Raw genomic sequence first — 25429 nt, 5'->3', positions numbered from 1 at the left:
GGTGTGGCTATTTTGCAGCCAGTTGTAACAGTATGTTAGGTCATTAGTTCGAGTCCCACCTCGCTACCAGATGTCAATCTGTATTATAACAATTGAATGCCCTCCGGACCACCCGACCAAGGTCCTCGAGTGTGTAAGGTTTCTTTATAAAACCGTTGGCACCAAGCTGCAGTGTAGTTTTCACATCGTCACTTTCAGAAAATCCACTAACAACAATGGCTTTCTGATCTGGGTAGAGCTTCAGTATTGCTTCGTATGTTTGCCGTCCATTCATACCCGGTTCCATCAGCATATCTATCACCAGAAGGTCAACGGGCTTTTCTTTGACAAACTGAACTGCCAATTCACCGGAACAGACTGATGCCACGTTATAACCAAGAGAGTGTAACATCTGGCTCGCAATGTCTCGCAGGTGAGGTTCATCGTCAACAACTAACACATGTTCACCGTTGCCGGTAAGAATTTCTGCCTGGGCGTCCATGGTTTGAGTGATTTCCCCCTTTTTGCTCACCGGAAAATAGAGCTGGAAAAGTGTCCCATTTTCACCACTTTCAACGAAAATTTTCCCCTGGTGCTCCTCCACGGTATTCCAGACCACTGCCAGTCCAAGGCCTGTACCGCTTCTTCCCATCACTTTTTTTGTATAAAATGGTTCAAAAATATGAATTAAATCCTTATCCGGGATACCAGAACCAGAGTCCTGAACTCCGAGAATAAGGTATTCTCCTGCCCGCATGTTTTGCGCATCCGCTGCAGCATCGTCGATATAGTGATTTGAGGTGGATATAATTATGCTACCCTCATCAGTGACAGCCTCTGTTGCGTTGATGACCAGGTTCATGAGACTTTTTTTGATGTGTACTGGTGAGCAGGTAAGAACAGGATGTGATGCTTCTAATTGGTGTCTGTATGTCACATGAGGGTGCAATGATCTCAGAGCCTTGTATTCAGGAGAATCGAGGTACTCTTGGATCAACAGATTCAAATTGCAGGATTCCTTGACTCTTGCTACACCTCTGGCTACGGTGAGGAGGTCATCAACCACTGCAGCGGCCCGTTTGCCCGATTCCTGGATTGCAGCAATAGGTTTCCTCAGTTCGCTGTCCTCTGGTAGTTTCAAAAGTAGCAATTCTGGATAAGCAACGATTCCTGAGAGAATATTATTCAGGTCATGAGCAACTCCTCCCGCGAGGAGACCAATTGCCTCCATTTTTTGAGCACGCTGCAGTTTTTGCTCAAGCATTTCTTTCTCATCTTCGACCTGGCGTTGCCTGGTAATATCCTGCATTACTTCCAGTTTACATGCAGTTCCATCGGTGTCCACATAGGGTACTGCAATCATGTTGAAAGTACGACCATTTGCAAGTGTGGAATGGTAGTAAACAGTTTTCTGACTCCCGATCACTTCCTCTAAACGGCAATGGGAGCAGGGAGTCTCATAACCGGCAACATCATGGTAACAGAGCTTTCCTGAGGCCTGACCGAATGTCTCCCTCATCGACTCGTTCATATATCGCACCCGATAGTCACCATCAACGACGAAGAGAAAAATACCGGAGCGGTTAATGGCATCAAGCAGAGATCGATGCCGCCCCTCACTTTCGACCAGTTTGGCATGTTGAGCCTGGATGCTGTTATCACTGCGGCGGAGCATCACATAGAAGAAGGTAAATAATCCACTGAGCAGGATCAGTGCCATAGCTGCGGTTATTGCAGCGAGTTGGACAAATGCCTCCTGGGAATCTGTTATATCCCGGAAGACAATCAGATCACCAACATCAGTACCAGAAGCATCTTGCAGGGAATGGGATAAAACTTGCCACGATTTGTTGTCAAACAGAATTTTTTTTGTTATTTCGTTGTGTCGATGGTCTTTGTTTCCGTGGACAAACTGGTCGAGTTCGGATGAGAAATGAGGCAGGGAGTGGTAGATCAACACCTCCTCCCTGTACCTGTTCCAGTTCGCCTCCCTGCCGAGCATATTCATGCCTGCTTCCCATTGCTTCTGATCCAATGCATCTTTGTGGATGGTGACCGCCATCTCAACTCCCAACCGTCTGTGGATAGCTTGCAGTAATGTTTCAATTTCCTGGCCAAGCTCTATATAGCCGATAAGTGTTTCGGCGACATAGATCGGCTGTACAACGCGTAAGGTGAAGGTTCCCAAAGGACCAAGTTCAATCCCGCTGGCAGTCTTGCCACTTCGTGCAGATTCACGGGCGGTAAAACGATCAATCAGATCGCCATGCATATTCGGCTTATGTAGTCGAAGCAGGTTCGTGCGATTGGGAAGGTGGAAGTAAAAGTGGGTGATGGAATACTTTTCGTGGAGTTTCTCGAAAATTGGACCATAGAGAGTGCGCAGGCGCTCACGATCCTGAGCCTGAAGTGCCTCGTACAGGTATCTGTCTTTAAGAAAAATATCTTCCATGGAGTTGAGCATCTGAGCGTTTCTGATCAATGATATTTTTAGGCTACGGCCTGCATCTGTCATGATATGCTGGTTGAAGCGTTGCATATCCTGCTGATGAACCATGAGGAAGGCCGTCGTGAAGGCAAGGACCAGCAGCAGAATTGTAGTGCTGAGGGGAATCATAAGGCGGTAAAGAAGTGGCCTGCTTAACGAAGGAGAGCTCTTTGTAGAATCCTGGTTGGAGTTAACAGTCATGCAAATTTTTCCTTTTTGTCAGTAATGGCGTGCTGGTATGATATCTATGTGTATTTTCACAATGGACAGATATTCTGGCTATTACTCGCTGGTGATCGTTTTTAACCGGGGAAGGGGAAGAATGAAATAAAAGTTGTTGCCTCCTGCCGTTGGTTCATAGCCAACAACCCCCTTATGGAGTTCAACGACCTGTTTGATAAACTGGAGACCATGCCCACTCCCTGGCTCATTGCCGGTGTTGTCACCCCGATGCCCTTCAGCAAAGATTGTGAGAGCTTCGTCACGAGTGAGGTGAGGGCCAGTGGTAAATACATTGAGTTTGATTCCGTTCTTGCCAGGGCCAAAATAGTTCAACAAAATATCACGCCCATATGCCATTACTTTAGCCGGATGACCATCGTAGTCGATTATTTCCCTGGTATACTTTACTGCATTGGAGAATAAATTTGCATACACCTGGGAGAGGAGGCCAATATCAACACGTAATGGGATCTCCTCCCCGATCATGTCCAGGGGGCTCTCAATTGTAATGCCGCGATGCTCTAAACGACTTTTATAGTGGTCAAGCTGGGGAGCTATGATATCTTTATCAACAAGACATCTCTTGAGGTGAAGAACCAGATGGCCTTTCTCAAAGTGATCCCGGCGAAAAAGGCTTTCGAGGAACATGCTGGTCTGAGTATGATGTCTCTGTAGATCGTTGTGGATATGAAGTAAATCTTCAATGGCAAAGGCTGTTTTTTGGTTAAGCTGATTATATTCTTCCGTCTTTTCTTGATATTGCAGTCGTCTTCTCTCTTTCTCAAGATTGTTTATCTCTTTTATTTTTTTTAAAAGTCGGTTGAAGAGATGGGTGAAGTACATATTGGGGATGATGACATTATGCTCAATATCCTGGACAAGGTTTTTGATGAATTTGAGGTGATCATTATTTTGTCTCGTAATATTCCTGTTGTGAAGATTGAAGCCGATCCTGTTGGCGTATTTTTTGAGAAAAAACTGTTCTTCTTCGTTTAATTCGCGGTGAGCCAGAACTTCCAGCATACCGAGAACATCTGTGTGAACCTGTGTCTCATTTTCTCTGTTATAGTGTTTACTGTATATGGGAACAAAGAAGGAATCTTCGATAAAATAGGATTCATTACTGAGTACGACAGAGGATGGTGTTTTGAGTTTTTCAGAGGAGATACCGTGAACACTGTCACACACCATCATAAGGCTATTTTCCGATGGATCCCAAAGGTGGAGACGAGCATCTGTCATCATAAAACACTTGATGACGGCAACGGATATACGGTAAAAATTATTTATAGAATCATACTCTTGGGCAAGGTCAAAAAATGTTTTAAAGATATCATCCTGAGCCCTGGAAAAATGATAGTGTGAATAGGCCTCTTTTTTTTTCTGAATATTGCGGAAAATCTTGGTTAACTCGAAGGTGTCTCTCTTTTTGTCGGTTTCAGTAGTCAATAGAGAGCCTCCTTTCCCCTAACATGCTGATGGTATTCTGTTTTGTTCCTTATGGTTCCTTAGTTGAATTCTACATGAAGCGAGGGGAAAATTACAAGGAGAGAGCTGGATTGTAGATGGGAATTTCTCGATTGTCTTGTGATTTGGCTTGTGACCCATTTTTTTAACTGTCACGTGGCGCCATATGAGCCAATCGTGAAAAAAGATGGAATATTCAATGTATATTTAGTCGGAGGGGTTGAAATTTGTGGTAAATTTGAATACAACAACAAAATTAGAATTTCTTGAAACGTCCATATGAAAGAGTATTATGTCTGCAACTATATTAAATTCCTCTATAAATCGTCGTCAATTTTTATCAATGGCGGTGGTGACAGTTACCGCTTTGTCTCTGCCGGCAATATCCGAAGCAGCAAGCAATCCTCGTGCGCTTTCTTTTTACCATACCCATACAGGGAAAAAGCTGGATATTGTGTATGGCAGCCAAAATCGGTATGATCCGCGGGCTTTGTCAAAAATAAACCACTTTCTTAGAGACTTCCGTACCGGGGAAATGCATCCCATTGACCCGCATCTTCTCGATATACTGAGTTCTATCCGTCGAGAATTTGGAGGACAGAGAACCTTTGAAGTGATTTCCGGATATCGCTCCCTCAAAACGAACCAGCAGCTCAGTAAGAAGAGCTCCAAGGTTGCAAAACGAAGTCTTCATATGCTGGGACAGGCTATAGATATACGGATGACAGGGGTCTCAACCAGAAAAGTCCAGCAGTGCGCTCTTGATATGAAGCGTGGTGGAGTTGGCTTTTATGGTAAATCCAATTTCGTTCATCTGGACACTGGCCGAGTCCGTTTCTGGTAGTTTTCTTCCACAAGCTTCCTGTAGCCCTATCCCTTTCCAAACAGGGCTTCTATAAGTTTCTTGTCACGCCCGTAAATATCCCTGCTGAAGTGCAGTGTTCCGTTTTTATTTACCCATGCTGTCTGATAGACCAGATGTATCGGAACTGGCTCGACCAACCTGACGACTCTTCGTTTTTTCTTTTCAATAACCTGATTGATTACTTCCTCCGTCCATCCCGCATTATTGAATGCAAGAAGAAACTCTGCAAGCTTTCTCGGTTTGTTGAGTCTGATACAGCCATGGCTGAAGGCACGGTTTTCCTCTTTAAACAGCTCCTGACCTGGCGTGTCGTGGAGGTAAACACTGTACTTGTTTGGGAATACAAATTTAACAACACCAAGGGCATTCCATGGGCCCGGATCCTGGCGTAATTTGTAGCGACTTATCTGTCTCCGACTGACCTCATCCCAGTTAATGGTTTCGGGGGCTAACTCTTTTCCGTCAGACTGCCAGTTTGAAAAAAGTCGAATATGTTTGGTCTCAAGGTAGTTCTTGTTCTTTCTCAATTCCGGCAGCATTTCATTGCGAGCGATACTCGAAGTGATATTCCAGAACGGATTGAATTCAATATATTTTATAGCATCACTGAAAACAGGGGTCGCATGATGGAGTTTCCCGACGATGACTCGCATCTCCAGTTGTGGAATATCATTTACCACTCCCTGAAGGTTGAATCCTGCAATGTCCACAAGCACATACCTGGAGCCAAGTTCATGCTTCGTCCATCTCCAGCGCTCCATATTTATAAGGATCTGCTGAATACGTTTTTCAACGGGAACTATAAGGACATTTGTGGTATTCTTCCCTATGATTCCGTCAATTTCTAAACTGTGTCGTCCTTGAAAACGTTTGATGGCCTCCACCAGCTCGGTATCATATACTTGCTGGCTTGAATCAATCTCCTTTGCCAGGTCTCCAGTTTTTGTCAGCAAGTCCCGAAGGGCAGGAACACGTGGATCCGAGTCGTTCGGGTGTAGTGTTTCACCAGATGGAAACACTGGCCAGCCACCATTTTCAGCAATGGATCGGTAATGTTTTAAAGCACTCTTCAGTTCCCGGTAATGGCGATGCCTCGGCGCAAGATTTTCCAGGAAAAGTGTAATGTCAGTACTGCTGCGTGCTTCAGTCAAGGCTTTGACAGGGCTGAAAACAGAATTGCCTCCTGCCTGAGCAAAAAGCTTCGGATCCTTGAATTTGGGGGCAAATCGACCTTTCTGCATATCGTGGATATATTCGAGGAGACCGATGGTTATCTCCATGTCCAGCCTGGCAAGATCTGCGGCAGTTCGACTTTCCCAAAGTGCTTCTATTTTCGGGACACCATAGTCATCGGGATTAAACCCATCGGCTGTACCTGATGTTAGGGCGGATGCTATGTGTTTGGCCTGTTCAGTCGGGCCATTGCTATCTACCCACAGGGGACGAACACCAAGAGTATGGTAAACGTTACAGATCCACTGTTCTTGACGTATTGCCTGAAGGTTGCACCACTCAGCCCCGTTTACTCCCTGAGGATTTGTAGAGACATTTTTGAGCAATTCAGCGTTGATCTGGGCGGGAGTGACTGCGAAAACTGTGGTGGTAGAGAGAAGAAGAATAAGAATTGCGTTGAATACTGTCAGTATCGGCCTTCCTGCTTTCCTCATCTGAAATATACCTGTTAAGGTGAATAGTGTCAGGGGTGAAAGTATACACAAGTTCCTGATTATCAACGTTTCGCACCATTTCTGCATAACCTGGCGAATCCTCCGGGAACAGTACCTGACGACCAGTACACCTTTCCCTGTTTATAATCCACAAACCAGTAGCCCGTAGGGGAACGTTTTGCGGCAACAAAAATAAAGGGCTGTTCTTTGGAAAAACAGGAATGGAGATAGAGACCCTTGGCATTTGGACTGGTCTCCATAAGTGACATTGCCTCTTCCACAGTGGGAAACCGCCAGTCGTGATATCCGGCAAAGCTCTTTTTGTTGAGTTCTTCAATATCACGTGTCATTTTACGGATTGAAGAAAGATCCAGACCGGATCGCTGCCACATGATTCCTGTTGCCTCATCGATGACAGTGAGCCCATCGCCACTGTCCGTCAGTGCGTTGGTGAATTCTCCAAGAGGGTTCAGGAGAGTGTCGTAAAAGTTCCACTGAGTGATGATTTGCTCCAGTTGATTTTCAGAAAGAGTGCATTGCTCTTGAGGGAGGGATCGTCGTGGTCCTTGGAACCCGCCTTCTCCAGCGACAGGAAGTGGAACTCCAAAATCTTCACGCTCTGTGCTCTGCTGAAGCGTTGGGAAAAGAAAAGGACTGTTTTCCCGTTCCACGACTTCGCTGATCAACCATGCCTTTAATGCTGCGTCAACGGGGAAATTGTCTTTGGAAGAGAGGGCACTGCCATGGCTGATAATAGCGTCATTCAGCATCTCTATGGGAGCTTTAACCTCAGCAAGAATATTGACAAAGCGCGTTCCTCGTTCCATCAGGTAGAGTCTTGGTAGTTCTCCATAGTTATCAACAAAAAAATAACAGACCCGTTCGTCACTGTTGCTCAAGTCATCGCGTAATCCCTTTGCTGAAAATGTACAAAAGGCAAGATCAGGAGTCATGTCCCATTCAACATTGGCAGCAGTGGAGTCACTTAATTGTAGTCGGGTAAACATAGAGCAGGCCTCTTGTAGTGCAATGGAGAGAATTCTTCGGTACTTGTATTGATGGTACGGAAAAAACTGGCAATAACAAGCTTGCCTAAAAGCTTATCATTGTAAGAATAGTTGTCAACTGCATTCCGCAGAGTAGAAACAATATAAGCAGATTAACTGGTTAGTACGCGATAAATCTCTGGCATCCTGAGAGGGAGTTTTCTCACATTATCGATAAATATATAGTTGGCGGGGCCATACATGTGCTGCATATAATCCCTGGCATGATGATCAATGGTGATACAGAAGGGGTGGATGTCTGCAGCCTTGGCCTCAAGGAGTGCATGACGGGTGTCCTCTATGGCGTACTCACCCTTGTAATCATCATAGTCCTCGGGCTTGCCGTCTGTCAGGGTGATAATAAGGCGCACCTTGGCATCGATTTCCTTGAGCAGGCTGGTGGCATGGCGAATGGGTGGCCCCATTCTCGTATATTCGCTTGGGGCAATTGAGCCGATGCGTTCCTTGACTGCATCGCCATAGGGTTCTGTAAGATGTTTTACATGGTAGAGCTCGCAGCGTGATCTACGCATTCCCGAAAAACCGTATATTCCGTAACGGTCCCCCAGCACTTCCATGGCTTCCGCCATAAGAACCAGGGATTCCTTCAGGGCGTTATTGACCCATCCGGCCGTGGAGTTGGACATGTCCACCAGAAAGAGAACAGCGATGTCACGTTCGTCACGTTTCAGACGGATGAACAGGCGGTCCGAGGAAGAAATTCCTGCACTGGAATCGGAAATAGACTCGACTAAGGCATCAAAATCAATATCGTCTCCTTCCCGCTGGCGTTTGACGAAGCGTTCCTGGCTCCGCATCATCTCGAACTGATGCCGCAGGCGAATGGTGAGTCCATGATAGGTGTTAAGGGTGTTTTGGATAAAGGAAGAGTGAATGGGTTTCAGATTTTTCAGGTGCAGAGAACACCAGTTCTTTCTGTAGCCCTGCCTCCGGTAATCCCACTCATCGTAGAGCAGGGCATCAGCGGATGGTGACATCGCTTCATTCTGACCGGTAACGCTGTGTTCAAGCATCTCCTGTCCTGCCTTTCCGGCGGCGGCTGACAAAAATTGTACAGGAAGGTGTCCAAATTCATCGAAGAAACTTTTTGAGAAGCTCTCAAGTTCCTCTGGCATCTGCACTTCTTCGTTATTAATAGTGACCAGCAGGGGTGCCTCTTTTTCCCGGTCGACAGTCTGGGCAAATTCACTGTCCATGATCATACTGATATCTGATTCGGCAAGCCCTTTCTCACCACTGTCCAGTTTGTCTTCCTTGAAGATTCTGTTCAGTTCTTTTTTGGAAAGGGAAAGGAGATGTGCTGCCATCATATCGGCAAACTGTTCACCCATTTTGTGTTCACGAACCCTGCAGGCGGAGTCTACGGCACGCAATCTCAAAACGCCCTGGAAAGGGAAGGCCAAAATGGGCGTATACTCCTCAACGGAGTTTGTATTGAAGAGGGGATAGAGTTTTGTGGTGAGTTGCACCGAGTCGCATGCAGAAGCGTGTCCGTGAATATAGTTATTGGCTTCTGGTTCACCTATAATAATGCCTAGGTGCTTATCTAATTGGCCTTTATTAGCAATGAGCAACCGCTGCAGATCGCTCAGCGAGTGGGTGCTGTCAGCTTGGAGGTGTGGGAAAATATGTTTTCCTGCGGCACGGACAAGTCCTGGAAATTCCTGTTCGAGAAAAACACGTACTCGTATGGATTCCAGGGTGTGGTAAATGTCCCGGGCGAGTAGAGGTTCCTTGAAAGACTCAATAAATGATCGGAGCCAGAGCGTGTCCTCTTCGTTTCCCTGATGAACGTGGTTTGGAGGAGGGCAGTTTACGAAACTTCTACAGGCTATGAATCCCCATTGAAAGGTGACTATAAGTTTGTAAAGAAGGAAATTATCGGTATGTTCGCTGAAAACGTTGAGTTCATCCGGGATAAAGATGGATGCAGTGTCGGTGTAAATCTGTCTGCAACCACAAATATTCAATTCGTCTCGTGCTATGCCTCGAATGTAAGGGAGAAGCTTTTTCTCAACGGAAACAAGACTGAGGCCTCCGGTTCCGGAAAGTTTCGAGAGGTAGGTTTCAATGTCATCCTGCATAAAACGCTGGGCTGCACGGAGTCCATCGGTTTCATAATGATCAAGGGTGATTCCGATCCATCGAGGGATCTGCTCCAGATCCAGGTGTTTCAAGGTATCTGGAAGCAGGCGAAGAAAATCAAAACAGAGCGAGTGGGAAACAGGCCAGATGATCGGTATGTGGCCAAGGATTGCTTCACAGACAGAATCTGTCTCATCTACCAGAGGATCAAGCACTTCTTCAACGTCCCATTCATTTGGGATATCAGGAGCAACAAGATCGTAAAAGCGTTCTGTGAGCAGTGCGAGTTTCATACTGGTGTCTATAAATCCATCAGAATATTGAGCTTACCATTTCCTCCAGGGCAGCAAGGAGCTCCGGGTCATCGCTGAGTGGTTCAATAAGTGCGGCACGGCAGGCTGTGTGAATGTCTATTCCATCACGAACCAGCTGTCCCGTCTGGATAAGGAGCCGTGTGGATGCACCTTCCGCCAGCCCAGATTCTTTGAGGCTTCGTGTCATTCCGGCCAGTTTTACCAGGGAAAGCGCAAGCTTTCTGTCGATACCACCCTCGATTGCGACAATTTCAGCTTCTGTGTCAGGTTCTGGGTAGTCAAAGGAAATGGCAACAAAGCGTTGCCGTGTTGAGGGCTTCAGATCCTTCAGCACGCTCTGATATCCAGGGTTGTAGGAGACGCTGATCATGAATTCAGGAGGAGCGCTGAGGAGTTCCCCGAGTTTCTCAACGGGGAGTTCGCGGCGGTCATCAGCGAGGGGATGAATAACCACCGTGGTATCTTTTCTGGCCTCTACAATTTCATCCAGGTAGCAGATTGCGCCTGCCCGCACCGCCAGAGTCAGGGGGCCATCGGTCCATACCGCCTCTCCCGAACGAATAAGAAAGCGGCCAACAAGGTCACTGGTTGAAAGGTCATCGTGGCAGGAAACGGTGATAAGAGGGAGCTTCAGTTTCCAGGCCAGAAATTGCATGAATCTGGTTTTTCCGCAGCCGGTCGGGCCTTTCAAGAGGAGGGGGAGGCCATTTTTATGAGCAGCCAGGGCAATTTCAACCTCCTTGCCAGCCGCGAGGTAGTAGGGCTTTTCCAGTATGAGATGTTCTTCCAATCGCTGTTCTGTTGCTTTCATGAGAGTCCATTGATTCAGGTAAGGGTAAACTGCCTTTGCAGAGATTTACCTACAAGATGTTCACCATGGGTGGAATCGTCAAGAATTATTATTAAGTGGAGAGGGAAAAACAATGGTGTCGGCTATTTGATATCAGGTTCAGTCTTTTCGATACCTGATTACCACTAATCCTCAGTCTACCCGTCTGAGGAGGAGTTTTTTCGTGTTGATTATATGGGCATCTGCGGCCTGGATGGCCGCAGTAGAGCCCCCAGGGATGGGTTTATGGCGTCCCATATAATCGACACGAAAAAACTCGGGGTTGCAAAGTTGAGTTTCGATGGTAATCAGGTTTCGATAAGAAACAGACCATAGGTGGCGCGGAGATTGGAAAAGATGGAAACTATTTTACCGTGTCTTTCCTGGTCATGGGTATTGATGGCACATTCCTTGACAATAGTGTAGCCCACTTCTTTTGAAAATTTTCGGAAGTCAGCAAGGGTGATAACCCGGATATTCGGAGTGTCGTACCAGGAATACGGGAGTTCATTGCTTTTCGGGGCCTGCCCTTTGAAGAGAATTTGCATGCGGATGGAAAAGTGGCTGAAGTTCGGGAAGCTCACGATCACCTGTTTACCGATTCTTGCCAGTGATTTCAGGAGTTCATCCGGTTGATACACCTGCTGCAGGGTCTGGCTGAGAATAACCACGTCAAAACAGCCGTCGGGGTAGTCCTGTACTTCATCCCTCAGGTCGCCCTGCAGAACACTCAGGCCACGACCAATACAGGCGGCAGCCTTTTCCTTGTTCTGTTCAATCCCGGTTCCCTGGATATTTTTGTGCTGTGTAAGCCAGGCCAGCAGATCTCCACGGCCGCAGCCTAGGTCAAGTACCCGGGCCCCTGGTTTGATCCAGGAAGCGATAATGGAGAGATCGAAGCGGAGTTGTTCAGGAGGGTTCAATGCCATCGAGAAATCCTTCTAAAAGATTGGTGAGTCTGCTGTCCTTGATAAGAAAGGCATCGTGGCCGCAATCGGCTTCAATTTCACAGAAACTGACATCCTGGCCGGTGCGTTTCAGTGCCTGAACCAGCTCCTTGGCCTGATAGGTGGGGTAGAGCCAGTCGGAGGTGTAGGAAATGACCAGAAATTTCGAATGACTGCCCTGTAGATCCTGAAGACTTTCCCTGGTGTTGATCTTGTCTGCAAGATCAAAATAGTCAGCGGCTTTACTGATATAGAGGACGGAATTTGCGTCAAAGCGGGCAGCAAATTTTGAGCCCTGGTAGCGGAGATAGCTCTCCACCTGGAAATTTGCTTCAAAATTAAAGGAAAAGTCTTTGTTATCCTGACGCTTTCGTCCAAACTTTCTCCGCATGGCCTCATCAGACAGGTAGGTTACGTGTCCAATCATACGGGCCACGGCAAGTCCCAGGTCAGGTCCCGGATTCTGGTAATAATCTCCTTTATTCCAGTTGGGATCGACCATGATGGCCTGCCGTGCCACTTCATTGAAGGCAATTGCCAGCGCGGAGTGACGCATGGTGGTCGCAATAGGGATGGCTGATTTGACCATCTCCGGGTAACGTACACACCACTCAAGAACCTGCATTCCACCGACCGATCCCCCGATAACGGAATGAAGACGCGTTATTCCAAGGTGATCAAGAACCTGTTTTTGAGAGACTACCATATCCCCTATGGTGACCATCGGAAAATCGAGCCCATAGGGCTTTCCGGTTTTCGGATTTATGGATGAGGGGCCTGTGGACCCCATACAACTGCCCAGGATATTGCAGCAGACAATAAAGTATTTGTCCGTATTGATTCCTTTGCCTGGTCCAACCATGAAGTTCCACCAGCCTGGATTACTTTCCTGTGGATCATCCTCATAAAAGCCTGCCACATGAGAATCTCCTGAAAAGGCATGACAGATAAGAATTGCGTTGTCTCTGGCCTCGTTGAGTTCACCCAGGGTTTCATAGGCAATGGTGATGGGGCTTAAACGTATCCCACTGTCTAAGAGCTGGGAATCTTCCGTCACCTCATAACTGAATGTTTCTTTGCTTACCTTCAACTCTTCTCCAGGGCCTGGTTAAGATCGGCGATAATATCATCGATATGTTCAATGCCGATGGACAAGCGGATCATGGCGGATGAAATTCCCGATGCCTCAAGCTGTTCTTTGGAGAGTTGGGAGTGGGTGGTGGAGGCGGGATGGATGGCAAGGGATTTTGCATCACCGACATTTGCCAGATGGGAGAACAGTTTCAGGGATTCGATAAACTGCTTTCCTGCGCCAACTTCTCCTTTGATGCCAAAGGTGACCATGCCGCCAAAGCCATTTTTAAGGTAATGACTGGCCGTGGTATAATTTTCACTATCGGTAAGTCCCGGATAATTGACCCAGTCCACCTTGTCATGATTTTTCAAAAATTCGGCAACGGCTATTCCATTTTCAGAATGGCGTTCCATACGAAGACTCAAGGTCTCGATTCCCTGCAGCACAGACCAGCAGTTGTCAGGGGAAATACACGCTCCCAGATTGCGCAGAGGAACCAGACGCATGCGCAGGGCAAAGGCAACGGGATTCATTTCTCCAAGATCGTGACCATAACGAAGTCCGTGATAGGATGCATCGGGTTCGTTAAAGAGGGTGAATTTGGGATCCGTCCAGTCGAATTTCCCGGCATCTGTGACAATACCGCCTATTACAGTGCCATGGCCCCCGATCCATTTGGTGAGGGAATGGATGACAATATCGGCACCATAATCGATGGGACGCAGGAGGCAGGGTGGAGTAAAGGTTGCATCGACGATAAGGGGCAGATTGTACTCCTGGCCAATCTTTGCAACTGCTTCAATATCAGTCATGGTGAGTCCGGGGTTGCCAATGGTCTCACAGTAGAGGACTCTGGTTTTTTCGTTAATTGCTCTTCTAAAGTTTTCGGGATCCTTTGGGTCAATAAGTGTTACCTTGATTCCAAGCTGTGGAAGGATGGAATCAAACTGGGAATAGGTGCCGCCATAGAGATTGTTGGCTGCTACAACTTCATCACCGGACTGACAGATGTTGATAATAGAGTAAAAAATTGCGGAAGTCCCTGAGGCCAGGGCAAGAGAGGCAGCCCCTCCTTCGAGGGCGGCCATCCGCTCCTCAAGAACGGCCTGGGTGGGATTGCCGATTCTGGTGTAAATGTTGCCAGGTTCTTTAAGGGCAAAAAGGTTTGCGGCATGCTCGGTATCTTTGAAGAGATAGGAAGCGGTACGATAAATCGGGGTTCCGCAGGAAAGGGTGTCAGTATCAACCTTGCGTCCACTATGCAGTGCTGCCGTTTCAAATTTCATATATTTCCTCCGGTGTGGGTAAACTTTACCTGATCTCTGCTGCGGCCGTCCAGGCTGCAGATGCCCATATAATCAACACGAAACAACTCCTTCTCAGGCGGGTAGGCTGAGGATTAGTGGCAAGCAGCAAACTTTATGAGAAGAGTATCATGTATCTGGAAAACTGCACATGAATTGTGTCGATCTTCAACAGAACACGGGCATGGTACCACGTTGTGGTTGCTTGAGGCCAGAAGATTTATTGGCAGAAAAAAATTAAAATGGAGGGGGGTTCCGAATAGTTCGATTTTTCTTTAAGTTAAAGAATTCCCTAAACTATCATAGTGGTGTTTTCCACTACATGTTGTAGATTGTTCTTGCATGGCACCACAAGTATGGTATATAACCCGTTCAAATAATGATGGGAGAAAACAGCCCTTATTTCTGTTAGTTATTAGCAGCCTTTTCAGCCATTGATACCCTATTTTTTATTCAAATGAGGAAAATATGACCCCTGATCTCACGAAACAGGTATTGACCAAGACCGCAGAAACCGTCCTTGCAAGACGTTACTATTTGAAAGACAGAACCGGAGAGGTCGTTGAAACCTGGGAGACACTATGTAAGAGGGTGAGCAATGCGGTAGCTGAGGTGGATAAGGAGAGTAAACAGTTTGAGGCCTTGCGCGAATCCTATTTTCGAATGATGTATCATCTTGATTTTCTCCCTAACTCTCCATGTCTCATGAATGCTGGAACCGATATAGGTCAGCTCTCTGCCTGTTTTGTTCTGCCGATAGAAGACTCCATGGATGGAATATTTACGGCCATTCGCAATGGGGCACTTGTGCATAAGACAGGTGGCGGAACCGGGTATTCCTTCTCCAGGCTTCGTTCAAGAAATGCCTCTGTTCGCTCAACCCAGGGAGTGGCTTCAGGCCCCCTCTCTTTTGCTGCTGTTTTTGACGCAGCAACCGAAACCATCAAGCAGGGCGGTAAACGCCGCGGTGCGAATATGGGCGTTCTTCGTATTGATCACCCTGATATTATGGATTTTATCAGTGCCAAGGAAAATCAGGATAAGTTTAATAACTTTAATTTCAGTGTGGCCATTACCGATGACTTTATGAAAGCAGTGGAAGAGGGGACGGAATATGCCCTGATTGAACCTTCCACGGGAGAGGTTAGCGAAACCCTCGATGCAAAGGCAGTTTTTGAGAAAATCATCGATCTTGCATGGCATAACGGTGAGCCGGGTGTCCTCTTTATCGATGCTGCTAATAGAGATAACATGACACCGCAGCTTGGGGATTTTGAAGCAACCAACCCCTGTGGCGAGCAGTGGTTACTTCCCTATGAATCCTGTAATTTAGGATCCCTGAATCTCAGTAATTTCGTTAAGAATGGCAAGGTTGATTATAAACGAATGGGGCAGGTTGTTCGGGTTGCCACCTCTTTTCTTGATAATGTGATTGACTGTAATCGATTTCCTATTCCTGAAATTGAGGAAATGACACTCAAGACCCGGAAGATTGGTATGGGGATTATGGGACTGCACGATCTCCTGATTCAGCTTGGACTGCCCTATGGAAGCGAAGAGGGGAGAGCTCAGGCTGCAGAAATAATGAGCTATGTGCGTGAAAAGGCAGAAGAACGTTCCGTGGAACTGGCTGTTGAGAAGGGAGCATTTCCTGCCTATGATGCAAAACTGAATAAATATCCTGCCAGAAGGAATGCTGCACTTACTTCAATTCAGCCAACCGGCACTGTCTCCATGATTGCAGATTGTGCATCCGGCTGTGAGCCCTATTTCTCCATCGTCATGATAAAAAATGTGATGGATGGAGACAGGTTGATCCTTGTTAACAAGCACTTTGAACAGGTCGCGAGAAGAGAAGGCTTCTATTCTGAAAAACTGATGGCAAAGGTTGCCGACTCCGGGACAGTTATCGGCCATGATGAAATTCCTGTGCATTGGCAGGAAGTGTTTCGTACCGCTCAGGATGTCTCACCTGAAGATCATATTCAGATGCAGGGAATTCTTCAGAAAAATGGTGTGGATTCTTCAATTTCCAAGACTATTAATCTACCCAATAGTGCGACCCGTGAAGAGGTGGAACTTTCCTATATCATGGGGTATAAGCTCGGTTGTAAGGGGCTTACCGTATATCGTGACGGATCAAGGGATCAACAGGTCTTGAACACCAAGGAAAGTGCGCCGGCAGAGAAGACGGCTCTGGTGTCAACAACCGGGGCGAAGAAGATACTTCCGGATACGTTAAGTGCCAAGCGTTATCGGGTGAAGGATCAGGATCAGAAGTCCGTGTATATCATTGTCTGCTTCGATGAAAATGAACAGCCCATGGAAGTTTTTGCCAAATTTCCTTTCGATAACCGCGTGGATCTGAAAGACAAGTCGACCATGTGGACAACCACCTGCCGTCTGGTTTCCCTGGCACTTCGTTTCAATATTCCGGCCTCTGAAATTATTAAGCAATTGGATCGTTCAAGTGGACATATGCTTGACCTTCCTGCTCAGTTGAGTAAGTTGTTCAAATCATTTATGGCAGGGACTCAGCATGGATTTGCTTCCACCTGCCCCGAATGTTCAGGGCAGTTGATTTTTGAAGAAGGTTGTGAGACGTGTCATGATTGTGGGTATAGTAAGTGCAGCTAATCCTTTTTAAGGATTGCTTTGAAACAGACAAAAATGCAGATTGCTTAGTTGAAAACTTTTAACGATGCCATCGATAGGTTGATATGTAATGGGAAAGATAGGTAGAAATGAACAGTGTCCCTGTGGCAGTGGAAAGAAATTTAAGCACTGCTGCTTACCAAAGAAGCAGGCTGGAATGGTTCAGAAAAATCCGGAAGCAGCGTTTAAGATCTCACTGCTGAATGAGATTGATGGAATTGTCCAGGTGGCGGCGGAAAAGAGACAGAAGATTAAGGAACTTGGTGTTTTTATTCTTTTAGCAACCGTTGAGGGAGATGCCTGGTTACTCGAAATAACCGACTCCGACGCAGTACAGCTTGCAAGGGCTGGTGAACCACTTGAAATTCCAATTGATGAAAACTCGGATACCATTGAGATCAACTGGAGCCACACCTTTGACCTTAGTAACAAGGAATTTGAACTCACTGCCTACCGTGACAGAACAAAGAGTGTGATGGCTGGTTACCCTGTGAAAGAGATCCGGGCCTCCATCAAGCGCATTAAAAAAAGATTTCCAAGTGAAGTGCTTGAGCAGGTTCATGTCAACCCGGAAGACCATGTCCCTTCCACCCGATAGATCTTGTTGAAATTCGCAGTACGAACAGTCCCCATGGTCATAATCATGGGGACTATTTTTTTTCTCTCTCATCAGAGTGGTGATACGCTCCAGCTGCCAACCTTTCCAGGAGCTGATAAGTTGGCTCATATGACAGCATATGGAGTGCTGGCCCTTACAGTCTTGTGGTTCTATGGAGACAAAGGACTGAAAAATCCCGTCCGGAATGCATTGGTCGCCGTTCTCTTTTGTCTCTTCTATGGAATCAGTGATGAATTCCATCAATCGTTTATTGCTTTTCGAGACGTGAGTATCTACGATCTGCTTGCAGACACAGCAGGTGCTTTGTGTTCGAGCCTGGTCTGGCTAGTAAATCCAGCGTTGCAGCAAAAAATACTTTCCTTTCAAAATGGCTTGCTCAGCCGTTTTCAGTCCCCATAAGACCATTTTTTACCATTTGGGATGTTATTCCCATATCGAGTTCATCACCATATTCTTTTTTCAGCTTTCCCATCACCTGCCCCATGAGTTTCGGATTTTTCTCCGGCAGCTTTGCAATGAGTGCATCGACGATGGATTGAGTCTCTTCAACGCCCTTGGTCCTGGGGATAAAAACTTCGAGGATAGCGACGGTGTTACCGACATCGATACCGGCATCAATGGACTGATGAGCCATTTTGAGTTCTCTTTTTGCTGCCGCAAGGATATCCTTCTCCTCGGCTTGCCTGTTTCCATCGGCTTTGGCCAGTTTTTGAGCGGCATCGAGGAGCATGCCAAGAACAGTGGACTTCTCAGGGTCGTTTTTCTTGGCCAGCATCATCGTTTTTCGTAATTCCTGAATATTCATATTTTTTTTATCCCTGTAATAATCTGGCCATATCCTTGGCAAAGTAAGTCAAAATGATATCAGCTCCGGCCCGTTTAATAGAGAGGAGTGTCTCAGCCATCACTTTATCACCATCGATCCATCCTCTTTCGGCGGCAGCTTTGATCATGGCGTATTCGCCACTCACGTGATAGGCAGCGATGGGGAGGTCAAACTCATCCTTTAAGCGACTGATAATGTCAAGATAGGCAACTGCTGGTTTTACCATTAGAATATCAGCACCTTCGTCCACATCCAGGGTGGCTTCACGCAGAGCTTCCCTGACATTTGCCGGATCCATCTGGTAGCTCCTGCGGTCTCCGAACTGAGGCGCGCAGTCGGCGGCATCGCGAAACGGTCCGTAGAACGATGAAGCATATTTGACGGCATATGACATGATCGGAATCATCTCATAGTTATGTTCGTCAAGGGCAGCCCGTATTTCTGCAACGCGACCGTCCATCATATCAGAAGGCGCAACCATGTCTGCACCTGCCTGTGCGTGTGAGAGTGCTGTTTTTGCCAGAATCTCAAGAGTGGCATCGTTGTCAACTGTATCGCCGATCAGGCATCCGCAATGACCGTGGTCCGTGTATTCACAGAGACAGACATCGGTAATAACAGTGAGCTCAGGAGCCTTGTTTTTCAATTCTTTGATCCCGCGCTGAATGATACCGTCTTTTGCATGGGCACCGCTTCCCATGGCATCTTTCTTTTCCGGGAGTCCGAAGAGAATCATGGAGTTGACTCCAAGATCCATACATTCCCGGGCTTCTTTTTGGAGCTGATCGACGCTCAGGCGAAAGACACCAGGCATGGATGGAATTTCTTCCCTTTTGTTTTTTCCGGGTGCAATAAAGACAGGATAGACGAACTGGGCAGGAGAGAGGTGCGTTTCACGAATCAGGGAACGTAGGGATTCGTTTTTGCGAAGACGACGGGGACGGTATTCAGGAAAGACCATTCTGTTACTCCTAACTTGAAATTTGAAGTGATTTTAGTTTTTTGTGAAGATGGCTCCGTTCCATGCCAACCTGTTCGGCTGTCTGTGAAATGTTGCCATCGTTTTGATTTAACTTCTGCTGTAAGTATTCTTTTTCGAAGTACCTTTTGGCTTCCTTAAAGTTCGTGATACCATAGGGGACCATGGCTTCGGTGTTGTCAGATGATGTGGCAGGGGCGGTCATGGTTGGGTTGAGAAAGAGGGCTATGTCGTCGGCACCGATAGTGTCGGCAGGGCACATGATAGCCATGCGTTCCACAAAATTGCGAAGTTCCCGGACGTTTCCAGGCCAGGAGTGCTGCATCATGACCTTGATGGCATCATCGGAGAACTTCTTATGGCCGAGGCCACGGTTCACTAACCCTTTCATCAGATCTTCAACGAGGAAGGGGATATCTGCCAGACGGTTACGAAGTGCAGGTACGGTGATTGGCACAACGTTGAGTCTCCAGAAAAGATCTGCCCGGAAATTTCCCCGTTCGATTTCTTCTTCGAGGTTTTTGTTTGTAGCAGCAAGGACGCGGACGTTGACAGAGATGGTTTTATGACCACCAACACGTTCGAATTTTTGTTCCTGGAGAATTCGCAGGATTTTAGCCTGTGTCTTGAGGCTCATGTCACCAATTTCATCAAGAAATAAAATTCCTCCGTCTGCCTGGTCAAACTTACCTCGTTTTGAAATGTGGGCACCGGTAAAGGATCCTTTTTCGTGTCCAAAAAGCTCGGATTCTATGAGTTCCTCGGGGATAGCAGCGCAGTTCACCTCAATCATGGGATGATCAGCCATCCTGGAGTGACGATGGATTGCCTGAGCCACCAATTCCTTGCCGGTGCCATGATCTCCCCGAATAAGAACCCAGGCATCCGTTGGGGCTACTCGCTCAATCTGGAGACGCAGGGCGTTGATAAGGCTGGAGTGTCCTGTGAGTTTGACTACCCTGCTAGTCTTATCGCGGAGGATCTGGTTATCTTTTTCCAGCTGGGAAAAGCGTAATCCATTGGAAATGGCAAGGATGATTTTGTCATAGGAAAGTGGCTTTTCGACAAAATCAAAAGCACCTTTACGGGTGGCCTGGACAGCTGTTTCAATGGTACCGTGACCGGATATCATTATCACAGGCAGCGAATGACTAGCCTTTATGTTTTCAAGGGCGGTAAGGCCATCCATGTTATCACCAAGCCAGATATCGAGAAGAATGAGGTCAATGTTTTCTTCCTCAAGAATAGCGATACCTTCTTCAGCAGATGCGGCACAGATGGGCGTGAAGCCCTCATCTTCAAGAATATCCGAGAGGGTTTCCCGAATGGAGGCTTCATCATCAATGATAAGAATTCGTTTAGCCATAAAAAAAAGAGTACCTGTATATCGGCTTTAGCCCTTCAGTCCTCAGGCTCTATACCTGTCTTTTAATTCCCAGGGGTAACTCAATAGTGAATATGGTGCCATGGGGACTGTTGTTCTGCACCCTTATATAGCCACTATGGTCTGATATTATAGTGGAAACAATAGCAAGTCCCAGTCCTGTACCCGTTTTTTTTGTGGAGAAATAGGGTTCAAAAAGTTTAAGTTTTTCATGTTCGTCGATACCTGGGCCTGAGTCACAGACCTGAATGAACACAGATTCTCCATCGTTGCCGAGAGACAGAACAGTATCGACTATACCGCCCTCTGGCAAAACTGCAACAGCATTGTCAAAGAGGTTGATAAAGCAGCGTTTCAACTGTTCGGTATCAAAACTGAATATTGGTATGGTATCTTTGCATGTGACAGTAAAGGTGATATCCCCATGGGCCTGTTTGTAGAGAAAAAGGGTCTCATTAATCATTGTGGTGATATCAGCAGGAGCACGATTGATTTTAGGCATTCTGGCAAATTGTGAGAACTCACTGACCAGGAGTTTGATTTCGTCGACCTGTTTGATAATGGTATTTGTGCACTGGTCGAAAATAGAATTATCTTCCATGAGAATTTCAGGGTAGCGTCTGCGTAATCGCTGGGCTGAGAGCTGAATGGGGGTGAGAGGATTTTTGATTTCGTGAGCAATGCGACGTGCTACTTCACGCCAGGCGGCCATGCGCTGCATTTTCTCGAGCTCAGTTAGATTGGCAAAGACGAGAACAAAGCCAAGGGCTTTCCCTTCTTCATTTTCAAGGCGGGTAAAGGTTACCAGTAGTGAAAAGTTTTCCTTTAAAATGGATATTTTCAGATGTTCACGAACTGATGGCTTGCCGGTGATGGTCAACTCTGCAATAAATTCCTCGATGATGGCTGCATGCTCGGGTGGAAGGACCTGAGAGAATTTTCGCCCGAGAAAGAAATCAGCGGAGATGTTCAGGAGTTTTTCTGCAAAACGATTGATGGTTGTAATGCGACCTTCCTCGTCAAGAGAGATAACTCCGGCCTCAACATTCTGTAGAATGATTTCAGTGTATCGTCTTCTGTCATCAGACTCCATGGAGCTTTTTTGTAGCGCGTTGTGAGCATCGGCAAGCTTTGCATTGCTGGCGTTGAGGTTTGAGGTCATGGTATTGAAAGAATCCACCAGCAGGCCCATTTCGTCATTGGATTCTTTCTCTAAAACAAAGTCCAAATCGCCATCAGCAACTCTTCTCGTTGCCATAGCCACCTTATCGAGTGGGCCGGTGATACTTTTGGCGATATAGAGCCCAAACCAGATAGCTGAGAAAATGATGAGCAGGGTAACGATCAGAAGAACAATCAATAACCAGAATTTAAAGGGTTGTTTGAGATATTTTAACTGTCGGTAATCTTCGATTCCTTTGGATATGTAATTCAGCCGATCAAGCTGTTCTTTTTTAATGAGCAGGGTTGTTACAAGAAAAACTTCTTCGGTGGGCGCCCAGCTGTAGTGGATATGATTGATACGGCGTATAAGATCACCGGCTGGTGAGTCCTGAGTTACAAGTTCGCGCTCTTGATTCATAATAACGCGATCAAGTGTTGCCTGTAGAACAGGCGGTATCTTCTGAGCGCTGAGCAGAGGGGAAGACACTGTGAAGATCTTATTGCGCTGATCGGTGATAAGTGAAAAACTCAGTGAGTTTCTGGTATCGTAGGCCTTTAGAAGGATTTCGAGGTTTTTTTCAAGTTCGATGGGACCAGCGTCTTTTGCATGCATCTGGAGGATGTTTTTTTCCACAGCTGCCCCTAAAATATCCACCTCATCCTTTGTTTCGTTAATATAGGATTTTGCGAGGTCAAGGGAATTTTGCAGTGAGATTTCTATATTGGAGTTGAACCAGTAATCCATACTGGTGGAAACAAACTGGAGAGAAATAAAGAAGAGAAGAATCGTGGGTATAAGGGAAAGAGAGATAAAGGATATAACCAGCTTGCTCTTTAATTTAGAACCAAGGATGTTCTCTCTGCTCTCAAAGAACAGTTCTGCCAGGTTTCGAAGAACGAGGAAGAGCATAAGAAGAACAAGGATAACATTGAGATTTATTACCCCAAATATAAGGATGTCACTGGAGACTGGAAGGGTTATGTCGGCATTTAAGAGCGAGCTTTCCAGCCAGATAAAAAGGGGAATAAGGCAGAGGCAAATGAAAATCACCCGTCTGATCAACCGCTTTTTCTTCAGCCTCTGGGCTCTAGTGAGTTCTGGCTTTCCGGAATCCTGGAAGTCGAACTGCCCTTTCATGTCCTGAGTTGATTTATCCATGGATGGTGTTCGGGAGCATCGCTTAGTAGGTGAACTCGATAGTAAACCAGTCTGTTTCCAGGTCCCACATGGAAATAAAGGGAATCAGGTAGTGAAGATTCATCGGAAGCGTTTTTTTGAATAACTCAGCCTTGATACGTAATTCATAGGAATTGTCAGGGGAAAGCTTTGAGAGCCGGATAACTCTGAGTCCGTTTATATCGTTCATTGCCCGCATAGCCTCATCAAGGCTTTTGTAGGTGAATTTTCTGTTCTTCTGCTCTCCCTGTTCCAGTTGATATTCTTCTTTGAGGGTATCGTACTTAAGGGTATGGTTAAACTCCATTGATACAAGCTCTTCGTCGGGCCAGTTCTCTCTGATACGAAGCAGTTCGATAAAAAATGTAAACTGCATGGGAATCCCGCTGTGAAGAGCCTGTTCAAGTTCGGTTCGATGACTGTTTGTTATTGTACCAAAGAGGAGCAGATGTGTTTTGGAGGTAGTGATTGTGATATCTTTGAACTGTGCCTTTGGAGTGGATTCAGCTTGGACGCCGATCCCTGTGAATAATGTAAGTAACAAAAGAAGTATGATACGGAACAATGGACGAAACATATGGATGATGGGTGTAAGATAGGTATGAGAATATCAGCAAATCAGAGAAAAAGCAAAACTTTCTCCTGCCCTGCTCTGTGTTACATTCCGGTGTTTTGGTAACGGAATAGGGTAACAGAATACTCTTAATTTAATATTTATGTAACCTAAAATCTATTCCTGTTGATTTATCTTGACAGGATAAGGGGGTGGCACTATCTTGTGCATATGTTCATTAGTGTGTTTGAGAGATAAACCCTGCTATCTATGGAGGATAGCGGAAAAATATAGAAGATGTATTTCCTTCAAAGGAGGACAGTATGAACCGTAATGAAGATCTGTATTGTGTGGAAAGTGAGAAAAGTGTGGCTCAGTTTGTGGCAGATTTCGCCGAGGTAGTTAAAAAAAATGATTTTGTTGTCAATAATTACGATACCATGAACATGAAAGAAACATTTCGGGCGCATGGGGGAACGGTACCCGATGAATTTGATCTCCATATGATGCAGGTTTGCAAGCCAACAAAGGCTGACGGCAGTCTCACTATGAATCCTGAGCGAGCGATATTTATGCCTAAATTCGTAATGGTTTTTTCGAAAGATGGAAAGACTCAGGTGCGTTACTTAAGTTATTCTGCAGATGATATTGCTGCCTTTGTACTTGACGATCCAAAATTCTCCGAATCTGTAGGACAGACTTTCGTCAAAATTCGTTCCATGATTGATGAGGTTAAATAGGAAGGTAACCTTTTCTCTGGAGAAAATGAAATGATGAAAATGCTGAAATTATTACAGAAGAACCTTGTCTACGTGATCCCGGTTGCCATGATACTTGGAGTTATCGGCGGCGGGTATCTTTTTGATGCTAAACCTCTCAAGCAGTTTATTATCCCGATTACTTTCATCATGATCTACCCTATGATGGCTACTCTGAACACAAAAACCATATTTAAGGGTGGGGATTTAAAATTGCAGGTGGTGACTCAGATAATCAATTTTATCTTTGTCCCTATCATTGTGTTTGTCATAGGAAAAATCTTTTTTGCAGGTGCCGATGAGAAATTTGGCTTATGGGCTGTGGGACTGTTTCTTATAGGAGTGCTTCCGGCCTCAGGAATGACAATTTCGTGGACGGGTTTTGCTAAAGGAAACAAGGAAGCAGCCACTAAGATGCTGGTGTTTGGTCTTATTATCGGCTCTCTAGCTGCCCCGGTGTATACGAAAATTTTTATGGGTGCTACGGTGGATGTGGATATGCTGCATATGTTCCAGCAGATCTGTATCTTTGTCTTTGTTCCCATGATTGCCGGTCTGCTTACCCAGAATTATCTGGTTAGAAAACACGGGAAGAAGGCCTGGATGGAGACTTACAAGCCGATGTTTCCACCCTTTTCTGCCCTGGGTGTTTCCATGATTGCCTTCACAGCAATGGCATTGAAGGCAAAAAATATATTAGCTAATCCAGGCGATATACTGACTATTCTTATTCCACTGATTATCTTTTATCTTATTTCTTATATTTTACTGTCACTTATTGGAAAATTCTTTTTCAAAAGAGGTGATGCGATTGCCATGGTTTTTGGTGTGGTTATGAGAGATTTGTCAATTGCTCTGGCAATTGCCATGACTGCATTCAAGGAGCAGGGGATGACCATTGCTCTTCTGATATCACTGGCGTATGTTATACAGATTCAATCAGCAGCATGGTATATCAAACTGGTTCCAAAGATATTTGGCCCGGCAGGAAAGGAAGAAGAGTAG

General features: G+C 46.1%; 20 protein-coding genes. 6 read left to right on the top strand and 14 right to left on the bottom strand.

From position 1 onward, the window contains the following. Nucleotides 1–73 precede the first annotated feature (73 nt). Both UWK_RS17080 and UWK_RS17075 read right to left on the bottom strand, forming a co-directional pair. On the bottom strand, nt 74–2668 hold the full coding sequence (locus tag UWK_RS17080) for a response regulator (RefSeq protein ID WP_015405643.1): 2595 nt from the start codon (nt 2666–2668) through the stop codon (nt 74–76). Between the two features lie 81 nt (nt 2669–2749). After that, the gene (locus tag UWK_RS17075) at nt 2750–4138 is read right to left on the bottom strand and encodes a sensor histidine kinase (RefSeq protein WP_015405642.1); all 1389 of its coding nucleotides are present in this window, start codon (nt 4136–4138) and stop codon (nt 2750–2752) included. A gap of 310 nt (nt 4139–4448) precedes the next feature. Between UWK_RS17075 and UWK_RS17070 the strand changes: the two genes are divergently transcribed. Continuing rightward, nucleotides 4449–5000, top strand: coding sequence for a YcbK family protein (locus UWK_RS17070; RefSeq protein ID WP_153304926.1), 552 nt, complete (start codon nt 4449–4451; stop codon nt 4998–5000). 26 nt (nt 5001–5026) lie between these two features. Here the strand turns inward: UWK_RS17070 and UWK_RS17065 are convergent, their stop codons facing one another. The 7 genes from UWK_RS17065 to UWK_RS17035 all read right to left on the bottom strand — a co-directional run bounded on the left by UWK_RS17065 (nt 5027) and on the right by UWK_RS17035 (nt 14291). Continuing rightward, nucleotides 5027–6688 (bottom strand): L,D-transpeptidase family protein, encoded by a 1662-nt coding sequence (locus UWK_RS17065; RefSeq protein WP_015405640.1) that lies wholly within the window; start codon nt 6686–6688, stop codon nt 5027–5029. Between the two features lie 62 nt (nt 6689–6750). Beyond that, a complete protein-coding gene (locus UWK_RS17060) occupies nt 6751–7695 on the bottom strand; it encodes an Lcl C-terminal domain-containing protein (protein ID WP_015405639.1) in 945 nt (314 codons plus the stop codon). 152 nt (nt 7696–7847) lie between these two features. After that, on the bottom strand, nt 7848–10133 hold the full coding sequence (locus UWK_RS17055) for a nitric oxide reductase activation protein NorD (RefSeq protein WP_015405638.1): 2286 nt from the start codon (nt 10131–10133) through the stop codon (nt 7848–7850). 19 nt (nt 10134–10152) lie between these two features. Further along, a complete protein-coding gene (locus tag UWK_RS17050) occupies nt 10153–10965 on the bottom strand; it encodes a CbbQ/NirQ/NorQ/GpvN family protein (RefSeq protein ID WP_015405637.1) in 813 nt (270 codons plus the stop codon). Between the two features lie 326 nt (nt 10966–11291). Then, on the bottom strand, nt 11292–11912 hold the full coding sequence (metW, locus tag UWK_RS17045) for a methionine biosynthesis protein MetW (protein WP_015405636.1): 621 nt from the start codon (nt 11910–11912) through the stop codon (nt 11292–11294). Then, a complete protein-coding gene (metX, locus tag UWK_RS17040; RefSeq protein WP_015405635.1) occupies nt 11893–13020 on the bottom strand; it encodes a homoserine O-acetyltransferase MetX in 1128 nt (375 codons plus the stop codon). Before metX ends, metW begins: the two co-directional genes overlap by 20 nt. Then, nucleotides 13017–14291 (bottom strand): O-acetylhomoserine aminocarboxypropyltransferase/cysteine synthase family protein, encoded by a 1275-nt coding sequence (locus tag UWK_RS17035; protein ID WP_015405634.1) that lies wholly within the window; start codon nt 14289–14291, stop codon nt 13017–13019. Before UWK_RS17035 ends, metX begins: the two co-directional genes overlap by 4 nt. A gap of 486 nt (nt 14292–14777) precedes the next feature. On the opposite strand from UWK_RS17035, the gene UWK_RS17030 reads away from it, so the two are divergent. From UWK_RS17030 to UWK_RS17020, 3 genes are all read left to right on the top strand, one after another. Beyond that, nucleotides 14778–16946 carry an adenosylcobalamin-dependent ribonucleoside-diphosphate reductase gene (locus tag UWK_RS17030; protein ID WP_015405633.1) on the top strand — a complete coding sequence of 723 codons (2169 nt, stop codon included), beginning with the start codon at nt 14778–14780 and terminating at the stop codon, nt 16944–16946. Between the two features lie 88 nt (nt 16947–17034). Next, a complete protein-coding gene (locus UWK_RS17025; RefSeq protein ID WP_015405632.1) occupies nt 17035–17562 on the top strand; it encodes an SEC-C domain-containing protein in 528 nt (175 codons plus the stop codon). Nucleotides 17563–17595: 33 nt separating this feature from the next. Continuing rightward, nucleotides 17596–17982, top strand: a complete 387-nt coding sequence (locus tag UWK_RS17020) for a VanZ family protein (RefSeq protein WP_015405631.1) — start codon at nt 17596–17598, stop codon at nt 17980–17982. Here UWK_RS17020 and UWK_RS17015 read toward each other — a convergent pair. Genes UWK_RS17015 through UWK_RS16995 form a run of 5 tightly spaced genes read right to left on the bottom strand, consistent with a single transcriptional unit; the run spans nt 17960 to nt 23657 of the window. After that, nucleotides 17960–18388, bottom strand: coding sequence for a GatB/YqeY domain-containing protein (locus UWK_RS17015; RefSeq protein ID WP_015405630.1), 429 nt, complete (start codon nt 18386–18388; stop codon nt 17960–17962). The genes UWK_RS17020 and UWK_RS17015 overlap by 23 nt on opposite strands. Nucleotides 18389–18395: 7 nt before the next feature. Next, nucleotides 18396–19370, bottom strand: coding sequence for a porphobilinogen synthase (hemB, locus tag UWK_RS17010; RefSeq protein ID WP_015405629.1), 975 nt, complete (start codon nt 19368–19370; stop codon nt 18396–18398). A gap of 10 nt (nt 19371–19380) precedes the next feature. Then, entirely contained in the window at nt 19381–20754 is a 1374-nt protein-coding gene (locus UWK_RS17005; protein ID WP_015405628.1) for a sigma-54-dependent transcriptional regulator, read from the bottom strand. Between the two features lie 49 nt (nt 20755–20803). Beyond that, a complete protein-coding gene (locus UWK_RS17000) occupies nt 20804–23095 on the bottom strand; it encodes a sensor histidine kinase (protein ID WP_015405627.1) in 2292 nt (763 codons plus the stop codon). 22 nt (nt 23096–23117) lie between these two features. Next, entirely contained in the window at nt 23118–23657 is a 540-nt protein-coding gene (locus tag UWK_RS16995) for a DUF4390 domain-containing protein (protein ID WP_167320766.1), read from the bottom strand. Between the two features lie 332 nt (nt 23658–23989). Here UWK_RS16995 and UWK_RS16990 point away from each other — a divergent pair, with 332 nt between their 5' ends. Together UWK_RS16990 and UWK_RS16985 are read left to right on the top strand one after the other, a co-directional pair. Continuing rightward, nucleotides 23990–24406: a DUF302 domain-containing protein gene (locus tag UWK_RS16990; RefSeq protein ID WP_015405625.1), complete on the top strand. Its 417-nt coding sequence runs from the start codon at nt 23990–23992 to the stop codon at nt 24404–24406. Between the two features lie 30 nt (nt 24407–24436). Continuing rightward, a complete protein-coding gene (locus UWK_RS16985; RefSeq protein WP_015405624.1) occupies nt 24437–25429 on the top strand; it encodes an arsenic resistance protein in 993 nt (330 codons plus the stop codon).

The organism is Desulfocapsa sulfexigens DSM 10523 (assembly GCF_000341395.1).
Taxonomy (GTDB): domain Bacteria; phylum Desulfobacterota; class Desulfobulbia; order Desulfobulbales; family Desulfocapsaceae; genus Desulfocapsa; species Desulfocapsa sulfexigens.
The sequence above is the reverse complement of the archived record's forward strand: the minus strand, read 5'-3'. Positions and strand labels throughout refer to the sequence as shown.